The 440-nt window shown below is 69.1% G+C and carries 1 protein-coding gene; it reads right to left on the bottom strand.

Going from position 1 to position 440, the window contains the following annotated elements:
• On the bottom strand, positions 1–440 hold a 440-nt coding region (locus tag WA670_RS45065; protein WP_336162307.1), incomplete at both ends, for a flavodoxin-dependent (E)-4-hydroxy-3-methylbut-2-enyl-diphosphate synthase.

Here is a 440-nt window from a genome sequence, read left to right as displayed (position 1 = left end):
TTGACGAAGATCTGGCCTTTGCCGTTGCCGGAGGCGACGCCGAGGTCGGCTTCGCGGGCTTCGCCGGGGCCGTTGACGACGCAGCCCATGACCGCGACGCGCAGCGGGATTTCCATGCCTTCGAGGCCTGCGGTGACCTGGTCGGCGAGGGTGTAGACGTCGACCTGGGCGCGTCCGCAGGAGGGGCAGGACACGATCTCGAGCTTGCGGGGCCGCAGGTTGAGCGACTGCAGGATCTGGGTGCCGACCTTGACCTCTTCGACCGGCGGGGCGGACAGAGAGACCCGGATGGTGTCGCCGATGCCCTGGCGCAGCAGCGCGCCGAACGCGACGGCGGACTTGATGGTGCCCTGGAACGCGGGCCCGGCTTCGGTGACGCCGAGGTGCAGCGGGTAGTCGCACTGTTCGGCGAGGATTTCGTAGGCGCGGACCATCACGAC

The sequence above is a fragment of the Amycolatopsis sp. VC5-11 genome (assembly GCF_037034185.1).
GTDB classification, from domain to species: Bacteria; Actinomycetota; Actinomycetes; order Mycobacteriales; family Pseudonocardiaceae; genus Amycolatopsis; species Amycolatopsis nivea.
The sequence above is the reverse complement of the archived record's forward strand: the minus strand, read 5'-3'. Positions and strand labels throughout refer to the sequence as shown.